The 24,738-nt window shown below is 32.1% G+C and carries 24 protein-coding genes; 17 read left to right on the plus strand and 7 right to left on the minus strand.

From position 1 onward, the window contains the following. Window positions 1–41: 41 nt before the first annotated feature. Window positions 42–2,462, minus strand: a complete 2,421-nt coding sequence (locus ACOQOS_RS06470) for a zinc-dependent metalloprotease (protein ID WP_420574159.1) — start codon at window positions 2,460–2,462, stop codon at window positions 42–44. Window positions 2,463–2,601: 139 nt separating this feature from the next. Between ACOQOS_RS06470 and prfB the strand changes: the two genes are divergently transcribed. From prfB to ACOQOS_RS06505, 7 genes are all read left to right on the plus strand, one after another. Next, window positions 2,602–3,703 (plus strand): peptide chain release factor 2 gene (gene prfB / locus ACOQOS_RS06475; RefSeq protein ID WP_420574160.1). Its coding sequence is split into 2 segments (ribosomal slippage): window positions 2,602–2,664 and window positions 2,666–3,703, totalling 1,101 coding nucleotides; the frame shifts between segments, so codons are not numbered across the junction. Beyond that, window positions 3,700–4,317 carry a zinc-ribbon domain-containing protein gene (locus tag ACOQOS_RS06480; RefSeq protein WP_420574161.1) on the plus strand — a complete coding sequence of 206 codons (618 nt, stop codon included), beginning with the start codon at window positions 3,700–3,702 and terminating at the stop codon, window positions 4,315–4,317. The genes prfB and ACOQOS_RS06480 overlap by 4 nt, the downstream gene beginning before the upstream one ends. Window positions 4,318–4,323: 6 nt before the next feature. Beyond that, window positions 4,324–4,665 (plus strand): arsenate reductase (glutaredoxin), encoded by a 342-nt coding sequence (gene arsC / locus ACOQOS_RS06485; protein WP_420574162.1) that lies wholly within the window; start codon window positions 4,324–4,326, stop codon window positions 4,663–4,665. 154 nt (window positions 4,666–4,819) lie between these two features. Beyond that, entirely contained in the window at window positions 4,820–7,258 is a 2,439-nt protein-coding gene (locus ACOQOS_RS06490; protein ID WP_420574163.1) for a TonB-dependent receptor domain-containing protein, read from the plus strand. 336 nt (window positions 7,259–7,594) lie between these two features. Continuing rightward, complete coding sequence (locus ACOQOS_RS06495) at window positions 7,595–8,191, plus strand: aspartyl/asparaginyl beta-hydroxylase domain-containing protein (protein ID WP_420574164.1); 597 nt, start codon at window positions 7,595–7,597, stop codon at window positions 8,189–8,191. A 94-nt stretch (window positions 8,192–8,285) separates the two neighbouring features. Further along, complete coding sequence (locus ACOQOS_RS06500) at window positions 8,286–9,104, plus strand: hypothetical protein (protein ID WP_420574165.1); 819 nt, start codon at window positions 8,286–8,288, stop codon at window positions 9,102–9,104. A 132-nt stretch (window positions 9,105–9,236) separates the two neighbouring features. Further along, window positions 9,237–10,454, plus strand: a complete 1,218-nt coding sequence (locus ACOQOS_RS06505) for a DUF4272 domain-containing protein (protein WP_420574166.1) — start codon at window positions 9,237–9,239, stop codon at window positions 10,452–10,454. A gap of 96 nt (window positions 10,455–10,550) precedes the next feature. Here the strand turns inward: ACOQOS_RS06505 and ACOQOS_RS06510 are convergent, their stop codons facing one another. From ACOQOS_RS06510 to ACOQOS_RS06535, 6 genes are all read right to left on the minus strand, one after another. Continuing rightward, window positions 10,551–11,321 (minus strand): hypothetical protein, encoded by a 771-nt coding sequence (locus ACOQOS_RS06510; RefSeq protein ID WP_420574167.1) that lies wholly within the window; start codon window positions 11,319–11,321, stop codon window positions 10,551–10,553. A gap of 59 nt (window positions 11,322–11,380) precedes the next feature. After that, the gene (locus ACOQOS_RS06515; protein ID WP_420574168.1) at window positions 11,381–12,247 is read right to left on the minus strand and encodes a helix-turn-helix domain-containing protein; all 867 of its coding nucleotides are present in this window, start codon (window positions 12,245–12,247) and stop codon (window positions 11,381–11,383) included. A gap of 8 nt (window positions 12,248–12,255) precedes the next feature. Further along, window positions 12,256–12,960, minus strand: coding sequence for an SDR family oxidoreductase (locus ACOQOS_RS06520; RefSeq protein ID WP_420574169.1), 705 nt, complete (start codon window positions 12,958–12,960; stop codon window positions 12,256–12,258). Window positions 12,961–13,048: 88 nt separating this feature from the next. Further along, entirely contained in the window at window positions 13,049–13,939 is an 891-nt protein-coding gene (locus ACOQOS_RS06525) for an SDR family oxidoreductase (RefSeq protein ID WP_420574170.1), read from the minus strand. Window positions 13,940–13,999: 60 nt separating this feature from the next. After that, on the minus strand, window positions 14,000–14,575 hold the full coding sequence (locus ACOQOS_RS06530; protein WP_420574171.1) for a TetR family transcriptional regulator C-terminal domain-containing protein: 576 nt from the start codon (window positions 14,573–14,575) through the stop codon (window positions 14,000–14,002). A 219-nt stretch (window positions 14,576–14,794) separates the two neighbouring features. After that, window positions 14,795–14,962: a hypothetical protein gene (locus ACOQOS_RS06535; protein ID WP_420574172.1), complete on the minus strand. Its 168-nt coding sequence runs from the start codon at window positions 14,960–14,962 to the stop codon at window positions 14,795–14,797. 302 nt (window positions 14,963–15,264) lie between these two features. Here ACOQOS_RS06535 and ACOQOS_RS06540 point away from each other — a divergent pair, with 302 nt between their 5' ends. The 10 genes from ACOQOS_RS06540 to ACOQOS_RS06585 all read left to right on the plus strand — a co-directional run bounded on the left by ACOQOS_RS06540 (window position 15,265) and on the right by ACOQOS_RS06585 (window position 24,733). Beyond that, entirely contained in the window at window positions 15,265–15,726 is a 462-nt protein-coding gene (locus tag ACOQOS_RS06540) for a hypothetical protein (protein WP_420574173.1), read from the plus strand. A gap of 37 nt (window positions 15,727–15,763) precedes the next feature. Then, window positions 15,764–16,267, plus strand: a complete 504-nt coding sequence (locus ACOQOS_RS06545) for a hypothetical protein (RefSeq protein ID WP_420574174.1) — start codon at window positions 15,764–15,766, stop codon at window positions 16,265–16,267. Between the two features lie 66 nt (window positions 16,268–16,333). Beyond that, window positions 16,334–16,897, plus strand: coding sequence for a hypothetical protein (locus tag ACOQOS_RS06550; protein WP_420574175.1), 564 nt, complete (start codon window positions 16,334–16,336; stop codon window positions 16,895–16,897). 92 nt (window positions 16,898–16,989) lie between these two features. Continuing rightward, the gene (locus tag ACOQOS_RS06555) at window positions 16,990–18,741 is read left to right on the plus strand and encodes a tetratricopeptide repeat-containing sensor histidine kinase (protein ID WP_420574176.1); all 1,752 of its coding nucleotides are present in this window, start codon (window positions 16,990–16,992) and stop codon (window positions 18,739–18,741) included. Next, window positions 18,728–19,474 carry a LytR/AlgR family response regulator transcription factor gene (locus tag ACOQOS_RS06560; RefSeq protein ID WP_420574177.1) on the plus strand — a complete coding sequence of 249 codons (747 nt, stop codon included), beginning with the start codon at window positions 18,728–18,730 and terminating at the stop codon, window positions 19,472–19,474. Before ACOQOS_RS06555 ends, ACOQOS_RS06560 begins: the two co-directional genes overlap by 14 nt. Window positions 19,475–19,816: 342 nt before the next feature. After that, complete coding sequence (locus ACOQOS_RS06565; protein WP_420574178.1) at window positions 19,817–20,503, plus strand: hypothetical protein; 687 nt, start codon at window positions 19,817–19,819, stop codon at window positions 20,501–20,503. Between the two features lie 235 nt (window positions 20,504–20,738). Beyond that, window positions 20,739–21,887, plus strand: a complete 1,149-nt coding sequence (gene menC / locus ACOQOS_RS06570) for an o-succinylbenzoate synthase (protein WP_420574179.1) — start codon at window positions 20,739–20,741, stop codon at window positions 21,885–21,887. After that, window positions 21,881–23,452 carry an N-acyl-D-amino-acid deacylase family protein gene (locus ACOQOS_RS06575; RefSeq protein ID WP_420574180.1) on the plus strand — a complete coding sequence of 524 codons (1,572 nt, stop codon included), beginning with the start codon at window positions 21,881–21,883 and terminating at the stop codon, window positions 23,450–23,452. The genes menC and ACOQOS_RS06575 overlap by 7 nt, the downstream gene beginning before the upstream one ends. Before the next feature lies 1 nt (window position 23,453). Next, window positions 23,454–23,954 (plus strand): GNAT family N-acetyltransferase, encoded by a 501-nt coding sequence (locus tag ACOQOS_RS06580; protein ID WP_420574181.1) that lies wholly within the window; start codon window positions 23,454–23,456, stop codon window positions 23,952–23,954. Between the two features lie 38 nt (window positions 23,955–23,992). Beyond that, on the plus strand, window positions 23,993–24,733 hold the full coding sequence (locus tag ACOQOS_RS06585) for a hypothetical protein (protein ID WP_420574182.1): 741 nt from the start codon (window positions 23,993–23,995) through the stop codon (window positions 24,731–24,733). Window positions 24,734–24,738 lie beyond the last annotated feature (5 nt).

Here is a 24,738-nt window from a genome sequence, read left to right on the forward strand (position 1 = left end):
TTATTGGGTTTTGAGTATTGGGTGTTTGGAGTTGAAAATCATTAATGATTATAATGACAATTATCTGTTCCAATTGGTGAACCATCAGGAATTTTTGGTGAAGCTTCTTTGCTAAATTTTTCAGGATATTTTTTGAATTGATCCAACATTTCTACATAATAATATTGATAGGCTTTTTCTGCCTCTTTATATTTTTTTGCTTTTATTTTCTCTGTAATTTCATGTAAAAGATATTGACTTTGCGCTGTTACTGCTGGAGAAGCATTTGGATGTTTCGCTAAATGCATCAAATGTTTCAATACATTTACATTCACAGCGTGTCCCAACTCACGTTCATAAGCATCAGAATAAGATCTATATAAGGTTCTATCTAAGACTTTATTGGTCATTTCAATAAAATCTAATTGTTTCTTATTTAAGCTTTTTTGTTGAATTAAACGCTCAGCACGTTCTGGATGAAACAAAAATGATAATGTCATATCACTCGCAGTTGCTGCTGGACTTACTGCATCAAAAGCAACTCCTGTTTTTCCCTTAAATGATTCTCTCGATCGCCAATATGTATACGCTCTTGGAGGAAACATATCTAACTTATCTGCTGGAATTTTAAGTGTTTTCGCATTCAAGGTTTCCAAAATAGCGTCTAAAGCTTCACGCTGCGTATTTGCTGAAACAACTTTGGTAACTAATTGTCCGTCTCCTTTAGTAGCATAATTATATTCCAATCCGCCAATGAGTTTTGAAGTGGCTTCTGTTTGATATCTGTGGAAAAAATATAACGGTACAAATACGTCTTCTAAAACCGTATATGGTTCATGACTACGAATATTGTCTTTTGAGAAGTTTTTAATAGCTAATGCACGAACATCCAACACATTTTGTAATTCTTCTGAAGCACTTTTCCCATTATCCCATAAATGCGCTTTTGCATGCGCTCCTCCAATTGGTCGTGCATCAGCATCAGAAATAAAACGATGTCCGTTTGCATATGCTTTATCTAATATATTTCTTAATCCTTCTTTTTCCGCTTTCGCCGTATTGAACTCTGAGTAAGAATAAGCTACTGTAACCTTGTCCCAAGAACCAATTCCTATAGCGTATGCGTTTGATAAATCTATTTTCCCATTAGTTATTTTTACTGTAGGATGTGGATAATCCATTACAGAACTTCTATTATTCGTACTTGCTGCAAAGTTGTGTGCAAAACCAATCGTATGACCAACTTCATGAGCAGATAATTGACGAATTCGCGCCAACGCCATTTGTAACATTGGTTGATAATTATCATCTGTATTTGCAAAAGGCTTGTTCAGTAAAGCTTGTGCTATTAAAAAATCTTGACGAATACGTAAACTTCCCAAACTCACATGTCCTTTAATAATTTCTCCTGTTCGAGGATCAACCACACTAGCTCCATAACTCCAACCACGTGTAGAACGATGAACCCATTGAATTACATTGTAACGAACATCCATTGGATCGGCATCTTTTGGTAACATTTTTACCTGAAAAGCGTTTGTGTATCCTATTTCTTCGTATGCTTCATTCCACCAACGCGCACCATCTAACAAGGCAGAACGTACAGGTTCTGGAGTTCCAGGATCTAAATAATATATAATAGGTTCTTTAGCTTCACTCTTTGCTGCATTCGGATTTTTCTTTTCTAAACGATGACGTGTCACAAAACGCTTTAGCATTGGTTCCTGAATTGGCGTTGCATAATCGTAATACGAAATACTAATGGCTCCGCTTCTCGGATCAAATACTCTTGGTGTATAATTTGCATCTGGCAATTCTACAAAGGAATGATGTTGAATTACTGAAACCAATGATGCATTAGGCGTAACACTACTAATGTTTCCACCTTTTGGTTTTCCACTAAAAGTCAATAAAGCTTCAAACTCTACATTTTTAGGAAATGCTTTTACACGTTCTAAAGCCAATGCACTTTTTGTTTTATCTAATTTGTAAGTTCCTTGTTTATTATTTGCTAAACTTTCAATGACTCCATGTGTATCTTGTAATAAAAAAGGTGTGAAATCGATAGTATATTTTTTATCTTTTTCTGAAATAATTGGGAAACCAAACAATACAGATTTTGCAAAAGCCTGTTCTACACTTTTTCGTTCCAACTCATTGGTAGTATTTGCTCTATATCTCAAATTAGGCTGAACCAACATTAATTTGTTACCTCTTTTTTGAAACTGAACAACAACTCCATCTCCTATTTGTCCTCTATCCAAACCTATATCATTTGAGCCTACACCACTAGCTAGCGAGTAGACATACAAAAAGTCTTCTTCTAATTTTTCAACTTCTAAAAAGATTTTATCCGTTTTCTCTTCATAAGAAAAATTAAAAAATCCTGCATAATGTTCGCGTGGATATTGTTTCTTTTTCTCTTGCGAAAAGCTAATTGAAGCACATAAGAAAATGAAAATCAGAAGTGTATATTTTTTCATTCGGATATTATTTTAACAGAATCAAAACCGTTTGAAGCATTACAAAAAATAGCTTTATTAATGATTCTAGTGGTTTTTCAATTTTACGCTATGAATATACGTAAAACATCTTATTTTTGTGAGAATTAAAATAACAAACATGCTTACATCAGATCATATAAAAGATCTTATCAATCGCCTTGGTGCGTTAAGGAGGTATCTTTGACATTGATGCCAAACTCATAGAAATTGCAAACGAAGAGGAGAAAACTTATGCTCCTAACTTTTGGGACAATCCAAAAGAAGCAGAAATCATCATGAAACAACTCCGTGGAGAAAAAAAGTGGGTTGGCGACTACAACGAAGTTGCTGATTTAATCGGAGATTTAGAAGTTCTATATGAATTCTTCAAAGAAGGTGATGCTACTCAAGAAGAAGTTGAAGCTCAATTTGAAAAAACAACCTCTAAAATAGAAGATTTAGAATTTCGAAACATGTTATCTGACGAAGGTGACAGTATGAGTGCTGTTTTACAAATTACTGCTGGTGCTGGCGGAACTGAAAGTTGTGATTGGGCAAGTATGCTAATGCGTATGTATTTAATGTTTGCTGAAAAGCAAGGTTATAAAGTCAAAGAACTCAACTATCAAGAAGGTGATGTTGCAGGAATTAAAACAGTGACTTTAGAGATTGAAGGTGATTATGCTTTTGGTTGGCTAAAAGGTGAAAATGGCGTACATCGTTTGGTACGTATATCTCCATTTGACAGTAATGCAAAACGACATACTTCTTTTGCTTCTGTATATGTATATCCTTTGGTAGATGATACTATAGAAATTGACATTAATCCTGCAGATATTGAAATTACTACTGCTCGTTCTAGTGGAGCTGGTGGACAAAATGTGAATAAGGTTGAAACAAAAGTACAATTGACTCACAAGCCTTCTGGGATTCAAATTTCATGCTCGGAAACACGTTCGCAACACGACAACCGAACACGCGCAATGCAAATGTTGAAATCTCAGTTATATGAAATTGAGTTAAAAAAGCAAATGGAAGCGCGTGACGATATTGAAGCTGGAAAAATGAAGATAGAATGGGGATCGCAAATCCGCAACTATGTTATGCATCCATACAAACTGGTAAAAGATGTGCGTACTGCGCATGAAACAGGAAATGTAGATGCCGTAATGAACGGACAAATTGATGAATTCCTAAAGGCATATTTAATGACTATGGGACAGAAAAAAGATGAATTATGATTATTTATGGAGGTGGTTCTAAAGATTTAGGTACACGAAAATTACAAGCATATAGTTGCTCCAATTGCGGTGCTTCTGATGTACATGTTCATGCAAAAGTTCAATATGGAACATTGTTTTTCATTCCACTTTTTCCAGCAAATAAAAAGTATACTTCTGTTTGTGGTAATTGCAATCAAACGCTGATACAAGAGCAAATGCCACAAAAAATGTTAGATAAATTGGCTTTGGAAAAACATCATTTCAAGTCACCTATATATTTATATTCTGGTATAGTGTTGTTGATTCTTTTAGTTGGATTTTTTGTATATTCTGAGATAAAAGATAAACAAGAATTAGAAAAAACCATACAAAATTTACAGCCAAAATCGATTATTGTATTTGATAATGAAAATGGTGATTATTCATTTTCTAAAATTTTAGAACATAATGGAGATACAATATTTGTCCAACACAGTAATTATGTTATTGATGGGTATCCAAATAAATCTGATTATGAAAGAGAATCCGCTAAAAAAGAAGACTTTTTCGCAGATGAAATTTATTATTATTTACAAAAAGAGATTGATACGTTTTATAAGAATGGAGAAATTGAAAATGTCATTAAATACTAAGATATCATGCTAAAAATATACCACAATCCACGATGTAGCAAATCTAGACAAGGAGTCGCCATTTTGGAAGCATCTGGAAAAGATTTTGAAATCGTAAAATATCTAGACGAACCACTTTCTGTAACTCATCTTACAGAAATCATCAAACTTTTAGGAATTACACCGATTAATTTAGTCCGAAAGAATGAAAAAATCTGGAAAGAAGAATTTAAAGGAAAGACCTTAACTGACGCTGAAATCATTCAAGCTATGGTAGACAATCCAAAATTGATAGAACGCCCAATTGTTGTTCATGATAACAATGCTGTTATTGGAAGACCTCCTGAAAATATAACTTCAATTTTGTAATAAAAAAAGAAGTGCAAAAAAGCCGTTTCAATACGTATTGAAACGGCTTTTTTCTTTTAACAGAACTTTAACGACCTTCCGTTAAACCATGCAGTTTCTTTGCAGTCAAACCAACACCAAAAAAAATGCTATTTATAGAAAACCATTCATCCAAATGAAAAAATTACTCTTATTCCTATGCTTTATAGGAACTATTTCTACTGTATTCGGACAAAACAGAAAACAAGCCAAAAAGGTTACCATTACAGGTAAAGTGTTTGAGAAATCTACAAATCAACCACTAGAATATGCCACCATTATTTTTCAAGATTCCGCTAAAAAAAGATCCGTTACTGGAGGAATCACCAACTCAAAAGGAGCTTTTTCTATTGAAGTAGAAGCCGATACTTATGATATCACTGTAGAGTTTATTTCCTTCAAATCGCAAGTAGTTAAAGGAAAAAACTTGTCAAAAGATATGTCGATCGGCAACTTTTTTCTAGCAGAAGATTCTCAAGCTTTAGAAGCAATTGAAGTGATTGCTGAACGAACAACTGTAGAAATTAAGCTCGATAAGAAAATTTATAATGTTGGAAAAGATTTAACCGTTCGCGGTGGAACCGTAAGTGATGTGTTGGATAATGTACCTTCCGTTTCTGTAGATGTAGAAGGAAATGTAGCGCTTCGTGGAAATGATAATGTTCGAATCTTAATTAACGGAAAACCTTCTGGTTTGGTCGGTTTAAATTCTACAGATGCATTGCGTCAACTTCCTGCCGAAGCTATTGAAAAAGTGGAAATTATTACATCTCCTTCCGCACGTTACGATGCTGAAGGAACTGCAGGAATTTTAAATATTATTTTGCGTCGTAGCAAATTGCAAGGAATTAATGGAGCTATCACTACAAATGTGGCATATCCGGAAGGTTATGGAATTTCTGGAAATCTTAATTTTAGAACTGGTGATTTTAATTTCTTTACTACTTCTGGTTATAATTATCGTACAGTTCCAGGAAACTCAAACACATTCACTGAATATTTTAATGGTGACGATCCAAGTACGTTTTTAAATGAAGACCGTGATTTTGATCGTATTCGTAAAGGATTCAACTCCAATTTCGGTATAGAATGGTATATTAATGATAAAACTTCCTTAACTGCTTCATTAGTTTACAGAGATAGTAATAATGAAAGTGAAACCTCTAATGTATTGACACAGTTTGATTCAAATCTTGATGTAGCAAATGTCAGTACGCGTTTTGATCCAGAAACTGAAGATGATAAAACGATTCAATATGCTTTAAATTTTGATAAAAACTTTGAAGAAAGTGGTCATAAATTAACTGCCGATTTTCAATATGAAAGCAGTACAGAAGCTGAAAACTCTTTTATTTTAGTGAATGATTTATTAGCTGAACAAGTGGCGACTATTGAAAATCAAAATCGTATCTTATTACAAACTGATTATACAGTTCCATTGAGTGAAACTGCACAGTTTGAGTTTGGATATCGCGGTAACTTTTTAGATTTAAATACAGATTATTTAGTTGCCTTTATAGAAGGAGATGAATTTGTGTCAGATTCAAATTTAAGTAACGTATTAAATTACCGAGAATATGTAAATGCTTTTTACACGCAATACGGAAACAAAATCAGCAATAAATTTTCGTTTTTAGTAGGTTTACGTATGGAAGATACACGAATTACTATTGATCAAATGACAAGTGGTGATTTTGACAGAAAAAATTATCTCAGCTTCTTCCCTACTGTAAATTTAGGATATGAAATTTCAGAAAATCAGAGTATTACTTTAGGTTACAATAGAAGAATTCGTAGACCACGTTCACGTTTTATCAATCCATTTCCATCACGTTCAAGTATTACCAATGTGTTTCAAGGAAATCCAGATATTGATCCTAGTTTTTCTAACGGAATTGATTTAGGCTATTTGAATCGTTTTGGAAAATTAACCTTGAACACTTCCATCTATTTTCAACGCTCAACAGATGTGTTTAATTTCATTAGTGAAGATACTGGAGAAACTACTTTACTAAATGGTGAAGAAGTACCAATTATTAGAAGAACACCTATCAACTTAGCAAGAAACGATCGTTTTGGTTTTGAATTCACATTGACATACAATCCGTCAAGAAAGTGGCGTGTAAACGGAAACTTCAATCTTTTTCAATCATACAATCGTGGAGAATTTAACGGTGTAAATTTTGATGCTGATAACTTAAGTTGGTTTGTAAGAATCAACAATAAAGTAACGCTTCCTGGAAAAATAGATTGGCAAACACGTTTATTTTATCGTGGCCCAAATGAAGATGCACAAAATATTCGCAAAGGAATTTTCTCTGCCAATTTAGCTTTTAGTAAAGATTTATTTAAGGATAAAGCTTCTATTGCTTTTAATGTGAGTGATCTTTTTAATTCTAGAAAAAGAAGATCAGAATCTTTTACAGATACGTTTAGAAGCGACGGAGAATTTCAATGGCGTGAACGTACATTCAATCTTTCATTTACGTATCGTTTTAATCAGAAAAAGAAAAGGCAGCGAGGAAATCGGGGACAAAATTTCGATGATGAAGGCGGATTTAGTGCAGCACCATAAGCTGTAAATAGTTTATTAATTCACAGAAAAAGAAAAAATCCAAGTATCGCTAACTTGGATTTTTTTATGGGCTTATTTTATATATTCAAGATCTCTCTTGAAAGTCAACTACTTCGGAGTAAATCCACGGAGCATTGAACGGAAACTATTAAAAACATTTCGATGCAAGTGTCGGAGCATTTAAATCTCGATTATCGAGTAAAACTACTTACTGTATTTACTTTTTGAGCGATTTAACTTACGTAACTTTTGCCGATTTGAGATTTAATGCGCGTTTAGAGTTTACAATTGTATACTTTTTTAGTACTTTAGAATTTTATAAAACGAATCTTCATTATGGCACACGCAGCACCTAAAGCAAAAACTTCGGATAGAATTAAATTACCTTTTCAATTTGATGCAGAAAAAATGTTGACCGAATTTGAAACGCTAAAACTTCAAAATTTTGAATATTACAATGTAATTCCTTTACGTGCGCCAGCTCATACTGTAGATACTTCGCTTCCGTTTCCTCCGCCAGCAGATGATTATGCTGATGGTTCTTGGTGCGATTGGTTAGATACAGATTATTTAAAAGCATCACCGTATTTACAAAGTGTTATTGATACATTTAAAGCTAATACCAAAGTTACTTTAGTTCGTTTGTTGCGTTTGGCTCCACATTCTACAGTACAACAACATACAGATCCGACATTAGGTTTGGAAGTTCATAAATCTGTGATTCGTTTAACAATTCCAATTTTAAACAAAGAGAACATTCAGTTTTTCTTGAACGACACAGAAGTCCCGATGCAACCTGGCGAATGTTGGTATTTACGCTTAACAGATCCGCACAGAGTTATAAATAATGGAGATACAGAACGTGTCAATCTTACCATAGATATGATTCCAAATGATTGGATTCGTACGATTATTGAGGAAAGTGATGTATAAAATTTTATAACAAATATTGTTAAACTTACGGATTCCCGTAATGCATTCATAATAGTATCGTGTTAATTGCGACATTAAATTAATCACACTATTCATGAAAAAAATTACACTATTTCTTATAACAATTCTTATCAATTTATTTGCATATGGACAGACAACAACTGTCTTTATTCATTCACTGAATGTTTCTAGTATTCCTGCAACAAAAGAATCGGGCAAATCTTGGGATAATCGATTTGAAAATTACAGACCTGATGTCTATGTAGACATGTTAGAAAAGTATCACAATAAAAAAATTCAAAGTTATTTATATACAGACTTCAATTCAGGTAAAATTACTTTTAAAGAATCAATGATTATTTTAGCTAATGATTATGACACAATTACTATGACATTCTTAGATCAAGATTCAATCAGTGATGATGATACTATTGGCGCATTTACAATTAATCATGAGCATTTAGAAAACGGAACTAAATATTACGATAAAGATGGGACTTTTGAAAAACGTATTATTATTGTAGACTCTGATGGTTTTAAGTTTGAGATAATGTATCACTTAAAAAAAGACATTGGAACAACAATAGCGAACTATTCCACAAAAACAAATCCAAAAACTGATGCCACTGAAAATAATGAAATGGATGATAAAAAAGCAAAGGCTTTAATTAATGGAAACTGGAAATCGTCTTGTGGGAGAACATTCACTTTGGTTGCAATTGGAGATACAATGGAAACTTCAGTAATTAAACAGTTTGTAGGAGATAAAGAAATCACCTTTAAACCAGAAGAACTTCAAGGTGTACTATATTTTCTAAATAAAGATAAAACAAAAAAGTTTTCTTTTAAAGATACTCAAATCATAAACTATGAAACCACCGACGGTTTTAAATGTACTTGGACAAAAGAATAATATTTTATAACTGATTTACTTTTTAAATATCTCGATTTTTCGAGATATTTTTGTTTATAGTTGTTTTGTTGTACAAAAGATTTATAAATTGAAACAATATTTATTTTTCACCATCAAAAAACAAAAACATATATGATCTGTACCCTGTATTCGCATGAAATTGGATCTACAACTATTTCTAAAATACTCAGGAAATATTTTCCAACTTCTGACATTTTTCTCGATGAAGAAGATGAGTTTAAAATTTTTAAAGTTGAAATTAAAGGCGGTTTTTTTTCTTCCAAAAAAGTATTAAAAATTCCATATCGTGAACGTATGGAGCCAAATTACCAAATTACACATGATGAAAACTGTCCGCTAAACAGTAATTTACAAGGTTTATATGGTTTTGCGCAGTCATTACCTATACAAAATGAAACATTAAAAGATCGGTTTCTACATAAAATCCATTCGTTAAATTCAGAGTTTTCTATTATTGAAGAGAAAGGAACTATCAAGGAAATTCCTGCCATTATTAGAGATTTAGCTCTTGCGTATGAAGCGATTTTGTTTGTACAAGACGGAACGATCATTTCAAAAGCACATGGACAACATTTCTTAGACGAGAATTTACAGTTAATCATTGATCATGAAGGAAACTCAGAAGTAGAAACGATTCCTGTTCGTATTGATCCAAAGTTTTTCAATACTACTAATGATGAAGAAGTTACAGAAGAACAAAAAGAACGAAAAGCTAAAAGTGAAGCGGTTTTAGAAGAACTAAACGTTAAAATCAATAGAAATCTTCCACATATAGAGACTCTTGAAAGTACTAAAATTCGTTCTGCCGAAGAAATTGCAAAACGTGCTACTGTGATGGCATTTGTTAACGGATTTACCTTAAATGGTTTTTCTGGCGAAGAAGCAATTAACATGCTAAAGAAATTTAATCTTTGGGATGTTACAACACCAAAAGAAAAGCACTTGTTAGAAAATCCTACTGTCGCAGGTAAAAACCAAGAATCATGGAAATGTGAAGGTCTTGGTATATTATTATGGGCATTAAAAAAAACAGATACACTTCCGTTTGCAGATACAATGATTGATCTTAATGTAGTTGCCGAAGAAGACTACCCGCTTAGCAATCCAAATACATTTATTGCTGAAGCTACGACCGTAAGAAGCGCTGCTGAAATATTAGATTTAAATGATTTGTATTACAGAATGGATTGGGCTTGTGTTGATGCGCGTATTAATGGGCAATCAATGGAAACAATGAATCCTGGAGTTGTATACGAACGTCATTATGCACTCAATTGGCTTATTCATTACATGGATCAAGATTGGGATGATGTGAGTTGTGATACCTAAAAAAAGACAATGATCAGAAGTAGGATAAACAGTTCTGATCATTGATAAACTTTAAAAAACTCTATTAAAATACTTACGCGTAGCCGCGCTATGAAATCACTGAATTGCTTCTCCTAAAATGAAGATTAAATTGCTTAGTGATTCATCTCTTTTTGGGAACAATGCTTGCATTCGCTTGTCTGTTCCCATTTGTTGCATGCCTTCTGGTGAGTCAAAATAAAAACGATGAATTTCATTTGGTTTTGCTAGCGTTCCTTTTGCTTGAAATGGAGCTATAAATCTTTCAAAATGCGCTCCAAACTCAGGAATAATTTTACAAGCATCATCATGATATTCTGCAAATTGTTGTTCGTATTTTTTTCCTTCTTTAAAATAGACTAATGCAACTCCATATGTCTTTGTTTTATCACCTGTTTCACGATTAAATTTGAAATCGGTGTTTTTACTCGTAAAAATTGAAATGTCTTTAATTGCTGGCATAGCATATTCATTTCTAATATTTTGAAAATCTTTATCTTCATTGAATTGGTTAAAAACTTCAATGCTTGGATAGCTCGCAAAATGAATTTCGTCTGGTAATTCGATATCACCTTTTGCTAACATTTTTGGTTTGATGATGCGTTCAATTTTTCCACCATACTTTTCTAATAAAGCGCCACCTCTTTTTTTGTATTCTTCAAACTTTGCTTCTTGTCCATCTTTTAAATAAACAAGTGCTACATTTACTATTTCATCACTTTTTGTTGTCATCGTCACTGTTTCTGTTTTTGTTGTTTCTTCGTTTAATGCAATGGTTTTTGAATTTGTATTACAAGACATGAGTACACTTATCATAGCTAATCCTGTAAGTTTCCTAATTTGTTTCATACACTTTTTTTAACGTTTAGTACTTATGCAAATATGAAACAGAACGCGAAGAATGCTTTTTACGATTGGTTCAAAATTTTGTGTTTTTGGTTCAATCTAAATGCAGAAGGTGAAATAGAAAATTTTTGCTTAAATGATTTTGAAAAATGCGCAATATCATTGAAGCCACAGTCATAAGCAATGTGAGAAATACTCAACTCAGAAACGGCAAGTAAGCTTGAAGCCTTTTGCAATCGCCTATTTTTTATGTAATTATTGGGCGAATCGTTGTATATTTTTTTAAACTTTCGTTTGAAAGATGACAAACTGTTATTGGTCAGTTCTGCTAAACCAGAAACTGTCAATGAAGAAAACAAATGCGCTTCTATCGTTTCCTTAAAATCGAATGTTTGTGTTGTAAATAAATTTGACAATACAGTTTTTATCTTATCAGAACTATCCGTTTGTAAAAGTAATACTATAATTTCTTTGAGTTTTAGCACTAGTAAATCTTCATTGACCAAATTAGGATTCTTAAAGTAGAAAAGAACACTTTCTATATATTGTTGAATCAACGTAATAGCTTCAAGTTTTACTAAAGTTGGCGTATGTTGATTTGTATATTTCTTTAAAAAAGAAGGTAACGTATTTCCATACGCTTTTTTTAAAATTTCTGGATAAAAATGAACTGCAATGGCTTCATAAGTTCCTGCATTTTTATCTGGAAGTAGTTTAAACATAAAATTCCCACACTTCATCAACACAGATTCTCCAACTTTAATATGTGTTCGTTCTAAAGCAGAATACGTCTTATTTTCTCCTTCTAAAACATATAAAAAACACGCTTCATTTGTCATTGGATTTGCTTTTTGAAAAGGAGCTTGTACAATGGCCTTTTCAAAAAGCATTTTGTCATAAAGAGATAATGTTTCGTGTGCTAAAATCATGATGTTATTTAAAATGGATTTGTTGCCCAAAGTGTAACTTCCGGCACAAAACCTTTGTCGTTCATTTCTAAGGTTGAAACAATAGTATGCGCAACTTCAATAGCAGAAAGTTTATTTGCAACATCACTGCGCTCTACTCTATTCTCATCAGCGAAAGCAGTTGTAACTTCACTTGGGTTTACTAAAGACACACGGATATTGTGTTTTCTCAATTCCGCTTGCCAAGATTGTGTCATACCACGTACCGCAAATTTTGAAGAAGCATACACTGTTCCTCCAACAAATCCTTTTTGACTTGCTGTAGAACCAATATTGATAATACTTCCGTGATTTTGTCTGATAAAAATCCGAGCTACTTCTTGTGTCAATAAAGCCAATCCGAAAACATTTGTTGCGTAAATTGATTGAAAGTCTTCCATAGTGATTTCTCCCATTTTAGGAAAAACACCAATTCCTGCATTATTAATCAATGCATCGAGTTTTCCATCTAAAAGAGCCATACATTTTTCTGTATTTTCTTTGAAGTTTGATAAATCAGAAATATCAAACACACATGGAATAGCGCCAATTTCTGTAGCTACTTTTTCAAGTTTTTCTTTGTTTCTACCTGTAATAATTACTGTAGCGCCTTTTTCTATAAGTACTCTTGCCGTTTCTTTTCCTATTCCAGAACTTCCGCCAGTAATTAAAATTTTTGAATCTTTAATTTTCATGTTTTTATAATTTGTAAAACGAATATTGTATGCTATAAAGTTACAGCATAGCCATAAAAACTATCGCTATGCTGTTCTTATAATTATGTTAATTACTGTGATGAGCTACTTTTAAAAGATGTTCCATTTGTAAAGCATCTTTGATTAATGCATGTTGAATTGGTGCTACTTTCTCGTTCAATTCTTTTAAACCATAATCAATTCCTGAAACGATTCTCTCAGTACGAGTTCCGTGTTTGGCTTCAATAAGTTTAGTAATATCATCTGCCACTAATTGTGGATCTAACGCATTTTCAGATTCATAAAATCCTTCAAAGTTTTTCAACATAGCATATGGAGTTTCTTTGTAATCGCCATAAGCTTCAAATACTTGTTGATCTGCTTCTTTGGGTCCTGTAAATAATAAGTTTGTTCCAAATGGTCCAGGTTCTACCACGCTTACTTCTACTCCAAAAGGTGCTAATTCATAACGTAATGCTTGTGAATATGCTTCTACCGCATGCTTACTCGCGCAGTAAATTCCGAAATACGGAAATGACAAACGACCCGCTAAAGAAGTTACATTGATAATCAATCCTTCTTTTTGATTTCGCATATGTGGCGCTACAGCTTTTGTGGTACGTAAAATTCCAAAGAAATTGGTTTCAAATTGATCTTTTGCTTGTTGAATACTGTATGCTTCTGTAATTCCGACAAACATATATCCTGCATTATTTACCAAATGATCAACTTTGCCATCAACATCTACAACTGTTTGAATTGCTGCTGTTACAGATGTATCTGAATTTACATCCATGTCTATAACTGCAATATGCAGATTCTCTTCTTTGGCTATGTGTAATAGCTCCTGTTTCTTTTCTAGATTTTTACTTTCAGAATTTCGCATTGTCGCCCATACTTTATATCCTTTTCTTGCTAATGTTAAGGAAGCTAGGTATCCAAATCCGCTACTACTACCTGTAATTACTACATTTTTCATTTTTCTTGATTTAAATTTAATTAATATTAGACCAGTCAACTATAAAGTGTCTAAAAAAAATTAGATGATGTATTCGGCAACAAATTGAATGTATACTTCTATAGAATCGTCATTCTTTGAAGATTTCATTCTTAAAATTGCGCCTTCCCAACCTGATAATAGGAAGTTAGCCATATCAGCAGCTTCTTTGTCATTACGAATTACTCCAGAAGTTTGTCCTTCTGCAATGCACAATTCAAAGCAATCTTGCCATTTATCTAACTCAGAAGCAATTACATTGCTAAACGTTTCAGAAAGATCAGATAGTTCTAGACTACAGTTTCCTAACAAGCAACCTTCTTTAAATCCATTTGCAGAGTACACATTCTTCATATCATTGAAAAATGTTAATAATCGTTCTCTAGGATTCTTAGTTTCATCTTTTAGATAATGGTTGAGAATTTTTAAAGAATATTCAGAATAATATTTTATTAATTGCACACCAAAGTCCTCTTTACTTTTAAAGTAATAGTAAAAAGATCCTTTAGGAATTTTGGCGGTTGTAAGGACTTCTTGAATACCTAGGTTATTGTATCCTTTTTTTAACACCAATTCTGTTCCTATGGCTAAAATATTATCTACTGTTTGTTTCTTCATTAATTAAAAATTAGACCAGTCGTCTACAAATGTAAGAACATTTCTGAAAAACACAATTTTAATTACGAAAATTATTTTTCATCATGTATATTCTTTATCTAGAATTGTAAAATACGGAATATACAATCTGCTCTTCTTCACTCCTATTAAGTAGACTTACATTTTAAAAAATTTGCAAATAAAAAGCGAACCGAAGTTCGCTTTTATACCTATACATTATTATCGTTTTGCTTCCCAACACCAAGGTTCGTCTTGTAATGTATAACATTGCATTAGGCAGGTAACAGTTATTAATGTAGTTGTAATATGTCCACCTTTTAACTTCTCTTGAAAGTTAGCAACTGTTTTTTTCTTCAATTGAAGATTTTTGATTCTCTTTTTCTTCATGATTCAATGGTTTAAAATTAATTTCATCTGTTAAATTACTACTCTTCTGAAAGATTGAGAAAAAACGTCTCTCGTTATTTATAAATAACGAATACTACAGAAGTGTTTTCCATAATTTTTATTTAAAAACGTAGTATTATACAAGGAAGAATCTTGTTCTACAGCCTTCATGTTTCGTTCCTAAAAAAAGCCATCTCGTGCCATTTTTTCTAATAAGAATATCTTTATGTTATCTCTTTGTATAGAATTGCTAACTTAAAATAAAGCAATTCTATACAAATATTAACTAAAGCAATTTCATTATGAACTCAACAACTATCACTCAAGCAATTTCTGACGACAAAATTACATACGCGCCGGCAGATTTTTTTGTTAGTAATTCAGGAGCAAATCAAAGAATTACCATCAACGAACCATACAAATTAAAGGAAGGATATGAATTAGTCGCACCAATGCAAGTAGAAGCTACTGTTTCAAAAGACAATAAAAGTATTGAAATACAGTCTGTTTTATATATAAATTCTTCTCATAAAATAACTTATTTAGATATCTACGAAAACTCTGATTCTCAAAAACCTGAAGTAAAACGTATTTATATAGAGTTTAAAAAGGAAAGAACTGATCCAACTACTGAATTTATTACCTACTTAGCAGACTTTAAAATTGCTTATGACGAAAAGATAGAAGAAGTTCATGTATATCTAAAAAGTAGTAATCCAAGAACATCTAGAGGAACTGTCACTACAGTAAAAAGACCTATGTAACCAAAAAGAAAACTAACATCTTTAAAACCTAATAATTATGAAAACTGAATTCCTCATAGAAGAACAAACAATAAAAACACCAGGAATACCAATAGCTTCAACTATTACGGTTTCATCTCCTGTAGAGATTTACGGAAATTATTCTTCAAATGAACAAATATTACTTAAGATTTCTGACCATAAAACGAAAGATTTATTTCCACCAACAGTAACTGCTTATGAAGAAAAAGATAGAAAAATTATCAATGTAAATGCCATGATTTTATTTCCTTTTGGAGAAATTGATAAAAACAAATTTCAAGTAACACAACAACATGTTTACGGTAATAACGGAGATAATCAATTGAATTTCTATATTAGTTATCGTACAAGTGATGTATGTACAAATCAATATATTCCAACGCTAATTTCGTTTCAATCTAATAGCGTCATAAATATTCTTGGAGAGTCTCCTAAAATTAAAACTGTACAAACATTTTTCAGCAATTTAGATCCTGTAACTTCTCGAGGTACTGTAACTACAGTAAAAAAGCCCATGTAATATACAAGCTAAGGTTGTACTCAAAATAGCCATAAAAATAAATATTAACTCATAAAACATATGATTATGGATACTCAAAACATATTACAAGAAAAAAGAAAGTTTAACTTATTTAGTAATGATATACCAGTGACACAGTCTTCAATAGATACCATTAAGGCTATCATAGCTACGACTAAACCTATTGGTAATGATACGGATAATCCTATATATTACGCTAGTTTATCCAATGGAAAATCTTCAATAAACAAAGAAGATCTGAGTGTAATTAATGATGATATTTTTTCGCCAGTAACTTCAGTTGTTCTCGACGCAGAGATTATGAACATCGGTATATTATTGGTTGCTAAAACAAAAAAACCGCTCATAAATGTAGAAAGGCTACAATTTAATTATCAATTTGTACTTGGTGATTTCGGATTGCCGCAATTGAACATTTACGTAAGTTTCAACGAAGCTCATAGTCCCGAAATGCCGGTGTATTGGGATAATACATTTCAAATCGTTGTTAACAAAAATATTAGCCAAGATATTGATTTAAATGAAATAGTAACTGTTCAAGTATTTTTGGTTGATGATGATCCAAGAACGACAAGAGGTACAGTTACAACTGTCAAAAGACCCATGTAATATAAATAATAAACAACATTTTAGAAGCAGTAATTCATCGTTACTGCTTTTTTATCTTTTTATATTTAAGTAAATTGTAAAAAAAATAAGACATGTGTATTATTACAAAGAAGTATTTATTATTCTTATTTGCATTACTTCCTTTTATACTTTTTTCTCAAGAAGTTGAAAGTAATAATATATTTGATCAATTACTTGAGCAAAAAACTTCAAAATTTAATAACAGTCGTTTTTTTTCAAAAGCCAAATTATTTTTTTATGAACAAGAATGGGACTCTACCTTATTGTATTCCATGAAAGTATTGAATTTAAAAAATGGCGATCAAGAACTCTCAAATTACTGTCACTTTCTAAGAGGTTATTCTCTTTTTGAGAAACAAGTATTCAAAGAAGCTGAAAAAGAATTACTAGAAATCTCCAAAGATTTTGATTTTCATAATAACGTTATCATGTTTCTAGGAACAATTGCTTTGGAAGAATACAAGTTTCAAAAAGCGCTTGAATATTTTATCAAGATTGAAGAAATATCAGATAAAGAATTGTTGGGAATTAAAAGAGGAAATGTTGAGTACAATATAGGTCTATGCTATTTACATTTAAAAAAATATGATGAAGCTGAAGCATTTGTAATTAAATCTATTAAATCACAAGAAAAAACCAACGATACTGTTGATCTTATAGGTTCATATGGAAATGCAGGCAGTTTTTATTACAATCAATACAAAGATGCACAAGCAATTCCATATTTTGAAAAAGCGTATGAATTAGCCAAAACAACCAATAATTTTTTATCAAAGAAGACTGCTGCACTCAATATGGCTATCGTTGAAGAAGATCGAAAAAACTACAAAAGTGCTATTGCATATAGAAAAGAACATGATCAATGGAAAGATTCTCTAACCAATCAAAATGATGCACTGAGAATCATTCAATTAGAAAAAACAATTGCTATAAAAGACAAAGAAAAGCAAGTAAGTTTATTACAAGTAGAAAATAAAGTAAAGATAGCCGAGCGTAATACATTTTTATATTCTGCGATCATTTTATTACTACTCTTGCTTGCCAGTATTTATTTTTATCGTGAGAAGGTAAAATCAAATAAAATAATTAATCTTCAAAAAGAAAATCTTGACGAATTAAACGCTACAAAAGATAAACTTTTTTCTATTGTAAGTCATGATTTACGTTCATCGGTAAATGCCATTAAAATCAGCAACAAAAAGCTAATCAACAACTTAGAAACACAAAACATACAAAAGGTCAAAAGTTTACTAAATAGTAATAGTTCTATTGTAAATTCTGCATATACATTATTGGACAATCTTTTAAACTGGGCATTGCTGCAAACAAAACAATCTTTTTTTCATATCACAAAACTACGATTAGCTAATATCGTAGAACATGTTTCCTTTAATTACAAAGCCATTTTAGCTGAAAAAGAAATTTCCTTTCAAAACAAGGTTGATAAAAAAGATATTGTGTATGCAGATCAAGAATCACTGAAAATCATCTTACGAAATTTAATAGATAATGCTATAAAGTTTACTAAAACTAAAGGAAGTATTACAATTTACACACAAAAAAACGATTCCAACCTTTGCAGTCTTATCGTAGAAGATACTGGTATTGGAATGGACAAAAAAACACGTGACGAATTGTTGCAGAACACTTCTTTACTCGCAAAAAAGAAACATGAAGACATCATTGGTACAGGATTGGGCATGCAACTCTGTAAATCAATGACACAAAAAAATAATGGTACATTTTCCATAGAAAGCGAACTTGGAAAAGGTACCAAAATAATCATCTCTTTACCTAAAAACCTACCAAATGAACCAAATTAACGTACTTATCGTTGAAGATACTAAAACAGAAAGTGATGCACTAAGTTTAGTACTTAAAGAAAATAATTTTAATATCGTAGGCATAGCACGTACGTTCAAAGAAGCTATACATCTCTTTTATTCGGAAGATATTGATATTGCAATCATTGATATCTTCTTAGAAGAAAAACCCGATGGAATTGCTTTTGCAGAATTTATTGATGCGCAACCCGAAAAATTAAAACCTTTTATTTTTCTAACAAGTACGACAAGTCGCGAAATCTTTAATCGTGCCAGACTTACACATCCTTATAGTTATCTTATCAAACCTTTTAATGAGCTGGAAATCATATATGCAATAGAAACTGCAATTGAAAAATTTTATGATCAGGAAGATTCATTTTCAGGAGAAGACGAAAATACAATCATCAGCAAAGATCATTTATTCATCAAAAAAGGAAAATCACTCAAAAAAGTAAACATAGATGATATTATTTTTATTGAAGTAGAAGAAAAATACTGTAATATCATTACTCACAAGGAAAAATTTGTCATTCTTATTTCGTTGGTTAAAATCTTAGATTTATTAGATGAACAAAAATTCTACAGAACGCACCGTAACTTTATTGTCAATCTTCAAAAAGTACAAGAAATTATTCCGCAAGACAATCTTATTCTACTCACAGGAGATTATAAAGCCACTTTAAGTGGAAAATATAAAGACATTATTAATAAGTTTCAAACATTAAAATAGTTTCAAATATTAACTATTTAATTTAAAAATTCTCATAAATCAATTCGTTCCGTACTATAGAGTACTTCATGGAAAAGAATTACCATCTTATTCCGTTATTTAAACCTTCACTCTTATTTCAAGCTAATTTCACATCAGAAATAAAACGCTAGCTAGTTTAATTCTGCCATTTTTTAGTCATCAATTTTAAAGTACCAACTCAACTGAGTTTTCAGTCAAATCAAAAAGTACTGACAAGATGTAATTACTAAAAAATAAGATGTGGAAAAAACCACCCAAAAATAGGCGTAATCTGAAAAGCCTCATGAGTAAGAAACTAATTAATCATTAAAACCAAAAATTATGAAAAACCTAATTTTTAAAAGCAATTCAAATCAAATAGAATTAGCAGCAATGCAATCTTCAAAGTCTTATTCAACTAGAATTGATGAGGTTGTAATCGAAGAAAGAGATGAAATAGAATTGACGATCACAAGACCTACTACAGGTACTGGTATCAATTATGGAGGAAAAGTGTACGTTTTTGACGAAGATGGAAAGCAAGTTATTGCTCCAACAGATGTTCCTGGTTCAAATTCTCCTGCGACGGTAAAAGTGCAAAATTCTAAACTAGATTTTACTTCTGATTCTTATTTAATTGGATATGGTCCTAACAATGTAGATCAAGGTGTTAATGCAACTGCTGCAACCGTGCGAATTGACGCTGGAGAAATTTTTGACTTTAATTCAAGTAGATGTTTCAAATTAAATGCTACAAACAATAGAGTCACGGCTCGTTACACGGTTCCTTCTGAATTTACTCAAATTAGCTCTATGAGAATGTATTTAGTAAAAGGTAGTGATTTACAAGATTCCAATAAAGCAGTTGGCGGTGTAATTCACAAGTTTAGCAGTAGTTCACACAACAGTGGAACTGTGAATCTTGAATATCAGGATGGAACTTTAGAAGTTGGAGTTACATATACAGTATGTTTAAATGTGTATAGTTGGACAAGACAAATTGCGGGTCAAACATTTACATTCAACTAAACTCAAAACAGATTTTTTGAATCATAATATTTCACGAAAAGACTGCTTCTAAAAAAGTATAGAAGCAGTCTTTTCTATTTTTAGAAAATTCGCAACAAAAGCCTACTAATTTTGTAGATTTATAACTATTCATAGTCAAAACACCATAAAATTTAACACTTTAACAAAATACATGCCTTAGATTCTCTATATTTGCACTGCTTTAAGCAAGTCTACCCTAAGAGACTTTTACCCTATGACGCAAAAAGAAGAAATACTCAATCTCCCAATATCCTTCAAAAACATACGATTGATTCGTTTGAATCTTCCACAAAAAGAACAATTTGTTTCTGGAATTGGTGTACGAAACTCTCGTGAAGCACTCATTATTGAATGGGAAGATATCAATGGAATCAAAGGATATGGAGAATGCTCATGTCGCCCTGATCCCTATTATTCTGATGAATTTATAGAAGGCGCCATTGCGTTGGTAGAGCAATTTGTTGTACCATTTTTAAAGCAAAATCAAACATTTGGCGATCTTATTAAATTACTAGATAAAATTCGTGGTTGGAATTTCACAAAAGCCGCTGTAGAAATGGCAGCTTTGCAAGTAATAGAAAAAAATACTGGAAGATCACCTTTTGAATTGCTTCAAACGAAGCCACTTGCACATGTTCCTGTTGGGATTTCGCTCGGACTCTACACAGAGTTAGACCGAATGAAAGAAGTTGTAAAAAATGCATTAGAAACAGGTTACAGAAGGCTTAAGTTTAAAATATCTCCAAACGTACGAATTGACTTTTTTGAAGAAATCAATCCGATGTTGTTTGAAGCTGATACCTACGTGAGTTTTGATGCAAATGGTAGTTTTGGTGAAAACGACTTAGAAATTTTCAATTATTTCGTAAACACTTATAAGACGATGGTTGAGCAACCTTTTGCACCAACTCGTTTTGATGTGTTATTGCAGGCTAAAAAAGAAAATCCAGCAGCTTTTATTTGTTATGATGAAGAAATAAAATCAATTGGAGATGTATTAAAATTACACCATTTAGGTTTACTGGATGAAGTAAATCTAAAAGTTGGCCGTGTTGGCGGCGTACTAAAAAGTATTGAAATTATTCAATATTGTGCTGAACAAAATATTCCATGCTGGATTGGAGGAATGTTTGAAACAGGTATTGGAAGATCACTCAATTTACGAATGGCTTCCTATTTACCAAATGCAAGAGCGCACGATTTGAGTCCTTCTGATCGTTACTTTTTAGAAGATATCATTCAACCAAATGTAACAATGAATAATGGTTTTGTGGCCATTGAAAGTTTACAACATTGTACAGTACAACCAAATTTAATAGATAAATATACCATCGATCAAAAAACTTTAGAACTTACATGCTAGATTTTTACATACAACATGCAACAATTTGCACCGGACATAAGCAAACTGCCAAAATTGGAAATGTAGGGATCCAAAATGATCGCATTGTTTGTATTCATTATGAAGGTCAAGATTTTGAACTTCCAGAAGCAACACAAACTATTGATGCAACTGGACTTATTTTGACACCAGGTTTTATAGATCCGCATGCATCTACAGGTTTTGGTTATTTTTTCCCAAATGCTGCCGATCATAAGTTATATCAAGGAATTACAACCGAAATATTTGGAAACTGTGGAACTTCGCCAGCACCAATTGGCAAACATTTAGACAAAACCATGAATCGTTTATCTGACGAAATTGGTTTTCCTTTTGAATGGCGATCTATGCAAGAATATTTTGATCAAATACAAGATAAATTACAATTCAATATTGCCACGCTTGTTGGACATAGTACATTACGTGCAGGAAATATGTACGATTGGCACAATTTACAACCATCGCAACTTGAAACTATGAAAACAGCTTTAGCAGAAGCGATGGATGAAGGTGCTTTGGGAATTTCTACAGGATTAATTTATGCGCCAGGTTGTTTTGCCGAAATGGACGAAATTGTTTCGTTAGCAAAAGTAACTGCCAAAAAAGGTGGTGTATATGCTTCACATGTTCGAAATGAACGTGATGGTTTGGAAAAAGCTGTTGAAGAAGCTCTTACTATAGGAAAACAAGCAGATATTAGAGTATTAATCAGTCATATAAAAGCAGCTGAAAAAGAAAATTGGGGAAAAATTCCGAAAGTACTAAACATGCTTGAAGAATTTAATAAAACAAGCAAATTGCAAGCGGCTTGCGATGTATATCCGTACACAGCAGTTTCTACAAAATTGCGCGCATTTATTCCTAAATATATGCTGCAAGATGGTATTGCTGCGGTTTCTGAGAAGATGAAAGATGCAGAAAATGTAAACGCAATAGCAGAATGGATTACAAAGAAAGATTACGACATGTCACGCATGTTGATTATTTCTGATGATTTAAAAGATTATTACAATAAAAATGTGTCTGAAATTGCAGAAGAAAATAATATATCATTAGCACAAGCTATTGCTGATATTTTAGCAGCAAGTACAGAAACTTGGGTGGTATATCATTGTATTGACCAAAAAGATATTGATACAGCTGTGATGTGGCCAAACGCAATGATTTGTACAGACTCTTGGAGTTATCCTATCAATGCACCAAAAAGTATTGGTCAACCGCATCCAAGATCCTATGGAGCATTTACTGAATACTTACAACGCTTTGTCATTGACGAAAAAATGTTAGGTTGGGAAGAAGCAATTCATAAAATAACCTACTTGCCTGCTGAGTTTTTTCAACTGAAACACAGAGGTTTAATTGAAGAAGGCTATTATGCTGATATAGTATTGCTTGATCCAAATACGGTTAAAGCAAACGCGACTTATACATCGCCAAGAGAATTATCGTCAGGAGTTGAGCATTTATGGGTTAATGGTTCACATTTAATTCAGCATACAAAAATACAGGATCAAACACCTGGAAAAGTATTGACATTGAAAGATTGAAATGCAACAGATCATAAATATAAGAGAAGCAATCAACACTGATTTTCAGATAATTGCAAACATATATAACGAATATATTACACTGGGAACTTCCAATATGGAAGAAACCTTAAAAACTGCAAATGATATTGCAGCTTGGATAAAAAAATTCCACGATCGTGAAAAATTATTCGTCTTTACAGAAGATGATACTGTAATTGGTTGGGGAATTATAAAACGATATAGTGATCGTGAAGGCTATCGTTTTGCCTGTGAAACTGCCGTATATTTCACAGAAAGCAAACTAGGAAAAGGATACGGAACAACAATGAAAAAATATTTAATTGCGCAATGCAAACAATTACAATACAAACATCTTGTTGCCAAAGTATTCGCCACAAATACGGGAAGTATTGCCTATAATGAAAAACTAGGATATACGATTGTTGGGAGACAAAATCAAATTGGTTTTAAAAACAATCAATGGTTAGATATGATTATCATGCAATACATAATTGAATAGTAAGAGTAAGAAATTTGAATTAAAAAACCACGAAGGACATGATGTTACAAGAAGAAGTTTTAGCGCCAGCTTTAGAAACCTTAAAAACGTTGATACAAACGGCTGTTGAAAGTGAAGAAAAAATAACAGCTGCACGTATCAAAGATATTGTAGAACAAGCACAAATCACGCAGAAAGATTTGGAACCGTATGCAGATTTTGATCACCCAATTGAAGATGGTTACGGACGTAAAATGATTTATGATGGAGGAAAGTTTGAAATTATGGCAATGTCATGGAATCCTGGAGATTATTCTTCTATCCATAATCATGGATATACACAATGGGGCGTAGTACAAGTTTTTGGAAATGTACATCACTTTATTTATCAAAATAAAAACAATCAATTGCGTTTTGCTAAGAAAGAGATTTTAACTTCTGGATCTATTGTAAAGGTTGTGAATGCAATGATTCACCAAATGGGAAATCCTTCTACAGATCGTTATATGACTTTACATATTTACGGATCTTGTGATAAAGCTGGAGATATTACAGCTGATGCAAAGAATTACGAATTAGAGCACGATCGTGTAAATCACACTACAGGAGGCGCGTTTTTCAATCTGCCAGAAGATCAGATTTATGATTTTGAACCAGGACCGATTCCTACAGATGATGTATTTATCAACTATGCAAAGTTAATGATTGATTATTACCACAGACAAGAACAAACTCCTGAAATTATAGAGTTAAAAACAAAATTGATGAAGAAATTACAAGAGCGAATTTGTCTTTCGTAATTAAA

It is taken from the genome of Kordia sp. (genome assembly GCF_965224175.1).
Classification (GTDB): Bacteria; Bacteroidota; Bacteroidia; order Flavobacteriales; family Flavobacteriaceae; genus Kordia.

What these genes read in the sequence shown, in the direction of transcription:
- ACOQOS_RS06470 (WP_420574159.1), bottom strand. Translation starts at nt 2,462, where the DNA reads ATGAAAAAATATACACTTCTGATTTTCATTTTCTTATGTGCTTCAATT.
- ACOQOS_RS06480 (WP_420574161.1), top strand. Translation starts at nt 3,700, where the DNA reads ATGATTATTTATGGAGGTGGTTCTAAAGATTTAGGTACACGAAAATTA.
- arsC (WP_420574162.1), top strand. Translation starts at nt 4,324, where the DNA reads ATGCTAAAAATATACCACAATCCACGATGTAGCAAATCTAGACAAGGA.
- ACOQOS_RS06490 (WP_420574163.1), top strand. Translation starts at nt 4,820, where the DNA reads ATGAAAAAATTACTCTTATTCCTATGCTTTATAGGAACTATTTCTACT.
- ACOQOS_RS06495 (WP_420574164.1), top strand. Translation starts at nt 7,595, where the DNA reads ATGGCACACGCAGCACCTAAAGCAAAAACTTCGGATAGAATTAAATTA.
- ACOQOS_RS06500 (WP_420574165.1), top strand. Translation starts at nt 8,286, where the DNA reads ATGAAAAAAATTACACTATTTCTTATAACAATTCTTATCAATTTATTT.
- ACOQOS_RS06505 (WP_420574166.1), top strand. Translation starts at nt 9,237, where the DNA reads ATGATCTGTACCCTGTATTCGCATGAAATTGGATCTACAACTATTTCT.
- ACOQOS_RS06510 (WP_420574167.1), bottom strand. Translation starts at nt 11,321, where the DNA reads ATGAAACAAATTAGGAAACTTACAGGATTAGCTATGATAAGTGTACTC.
- ACOQOS_RS06515 (WP_420574168.1), bottom strand. Translation starts at nt 12,247, where the DNA reads ATGATTTTAGCACACGAAACATTATCTCTTTATGACAAAATGCTTTTT.
- ACOQOS_RS06520 (WP_420574169.1), bottom strand. Translation starts at nt 12,960, where the DNA reads ATGAAAATTAAAGATTCAAAAATTTTAATTACTGGCGGAAGTTCTGGA.
- ACOQOS_RS06525 (WP_420574170.1), bottom strand. Translation starts at nt 13,939, where the DNA reads ATGAAAAATGTAGTAATTACAGGTAGTAGTAGCGGATTTGGATACCTA.
- ACOQOS_RS06530 (WP_420574171.1), bottom strand. Translation starts at nt 14,575, where the DNA reads ATGAAGAAACAAACAGTAGATAATATTTTAGCCATAGGAACAGAATTG.
- ACOQOS_RS06535 (WP_420574172.1), bottom strand. Translation starts at nt 14,962, where the DNA reads ATGAAGAAAAAGAGAATCAAAAATCTTCAATTGAAGAAAAAAACAGTT.
- ACOQOS_RS06540 (WP_420574173.1), top strand. Translation starts at nt 15,265, where the DNA reads ATGAACTCAACAACTATCACTCAAGCAATTTCTGACGACAAAATTACA.
- ACOQOS_RS06545 (WP_420574174.1), top strand. Translation starts at nt 15,764, where the DNA reads ATGAAAACTGAATTCCTCATAGAAGAACAAACAATAAAAACACCAGGA.
- ACOQOS_RS06550 (WP_420574175.1), top strand. Translation starts at nt 16,334, where the DNA reads ATGGATACTCAAAACATATTACAAGAAAAAAGAAAGTTTAACTTATTT.
- ACOQOS_RS06555 (WP_420574176.1), top strand. Translation starts at nt 16,990, where the DNA reads ATGTGTATTATTACAAAGAAGTATTTATTATTCTTATTTGCATTACTT.
- ACOQOS_RS06560 (WP_420574177.1), top strand. Translation starts at nt 18,728, where the DNA reads ATGAACCAAATTAACGTACTTATCGTTGAAGATACTAAAACAGAAAGT.
- ACOQOS_RS06565 (WP_420574178.1), top strand. Translation starts at nt 19,817, where the DNA reads ATGAAAAACCTAATTTTTAAAAGCAATTCAAATCAAATAGAATTAGCA.
- menC (WP_420574179.1), top strand. Translation starts at nt 20,739, where the DNA reads ATGACGCAAAAAGAAGAAATACTCAATCTCCCAATATCCTTCAAAAAC.
- ACOQOS_RS06575 (WP_420574180.1), top strand. Translation starts at nt 21,881, where the DNA reads ATGCTAGATTTTTACATACAACATGCAACAATTTGCACCGGACATAAG.
- ACOQOS_RS06580 (WP_420574181.1), top strand. Translation starts at nt 23,454, where the DNA reads ATGCAACAGATCATAAATATAAGAGAAGCAATCAACACTGATTTTCAG.
- ACOQOS_RS06585 (WP_420574182.1), top strand. Translation starts at nt 23,993, where the DNA reads ATGATGTTACAAGAAGAAGTTTTAGCGCCAGCTTTAGAAACCTTAAAA.